The organism is Okeania sp. SIO1H4 (assembly GCF_010672695.1).
Taxonomy (GTDB): Bacteria; Cyanobacteriota; Cyanobacteriia; order Cyanobacteriales; family Microcoleaceae; genus Okeania; species Okeania hirsuta.
This window is the reverse complement of sequence record NZ_JAAHGB010000184.1, coordinates 1-1,228: the sequence shown is the minus strand read 5'-3', so window position 1 is coordinate 1,228 and position 1,228 is coordinate 1. Positions and strand designations below refer to the sequence as shown.

2 protein-coding genes are annotated in these 1,228 nt (G+C 35.4%); both read left to right on the top strand.

The window, feature by feature from the left end; translation table 11 throughout:
* Positions 1-118: 118 nt before the first annotated feature.
* A complete protein-coding gene (locus tag F6K06_RS33580; RefSeq protein ID WP_240039182.1) occupies positions 119-379 on the top strand; it encodes a helix-turn-helix domain-containing protein in 261 nt (86 codons plus the stop codon).
* Complete coding sequence (locus F6K06_RS33575) at positions 303-1,187, top strand: transposase (RefSeq protein ID WP_240039181.1); 885 nt, start codon at positions 303-305, stop codon at positions 1,185-1,187. Before F6K06_RS33580 ends, F6K06_RS33575 begins: the two co-directional genes overlap by 77 nt.
* The last annotated feature ends 41 nt before the right edge of the window (positions 1,188-1,228 follow it).

The following is a 1,228-nucleotide window of genomic DNA, read 5'->3' as shown; positions in this document are numbered from 1 at the left end:
GGGCTATCAACAGTATTAAAATAATTGGACAAAGTTAAACATAAATAGACATTTACTGTGATATATTAGATTTATGTTTAACTTATTAAACTATTAAAAGAGGTGGCCGACAACTGAAATGCAATCAATCAAGACCAAATTAAAAGTTAACAATTATCAAAAAACCATACTTGCCAAACACGCAGGTGTAGCCCGTCATGCTTATAATTGGGGATTAGCAACTTGCATTTGTGAATACAAGGAAACTAAGAAACGGCCTAGTGCTATCACTTTACATAAACGTTTGATTGCTGAAGTAAAAAGTGAAAATCCCTGGTATTATGAGGTATCGATCGGGTGCCCCCCAGCAAGCATTAAGAGATTTAGAGAGGGCATTTAAAAACTTTCTAACTATTCCTGAACGTGGATTTCCAGTCTTTAAAAAAAAAGGCAGAAAAGACAGCTTTTACTTAGAAGGAAGTATTAAGATTATTCAAGGAAACTACATACAATTACCCAGAATAGGAATAGTAAAAACTTATGAAATTTTACCCTCTGTACCAGTAAAAAACGTCACCATCTCAAAAAAAGCAGATAGTTGGTACATCAGTTTCAAGTACAATTTTGAATCCGAACCAACAGAAAAAGTTGGAGAAACTATTGGTGTAGATATAGGCATAAATACATTAGCAACCTGTTCTGATGGCAGCAAATTTGCTAATGTTAAAGCCTACAGGCAAGCCAAAAAACAATTAGTTCGTCATCAACGTGCAGTCAGCAAAAAAGTTATTGGCTCCAAAAACAGATGCAAAGCAGTAAAAAAACTAGCTTCATCACACAAAAAAGTAGCCGATATCAGAGCAGATGCACTACATAAACTCACTTCATGGTTAGCTAAAAACCACAGCACCATAGTAATTGAGGATTTAAACGTAAGTGGAATGCTCAAAAATCACAAACTAGCAAGTGCTATTGCTGATTGTGGCTTTTATGAATTTAAGCGTCAGCTGACATACAAATGTGAATGGTACGGCAGTAAATTAGTCATAGCGGATAGATTTTATCCAAGTTCTCAAATATGTTCAAACTGTGGGCATCAACAGAAAATGCCGTTGCACTTGAGAACTTATGAATGTAGTGAATGCGGTTTTGAAGCTGATAGAGATTTGAATGCTGCTATCAACCTGAAAAACTATGTGAATCAGTAGCTTGAGTTTCAAGCGATTTTAAGCCTGTGGAGAAGATAAGT

Bases quoted from the DNA above. Each gene is read 5' to 3' on its own strand.
- F6K06_RS33580 (WP_240039182.1), top strand. From the start codon at position 119: ATGCAATCAATCAAGACCAAATTAAAAGTTAACAATTATCAAAAAACC.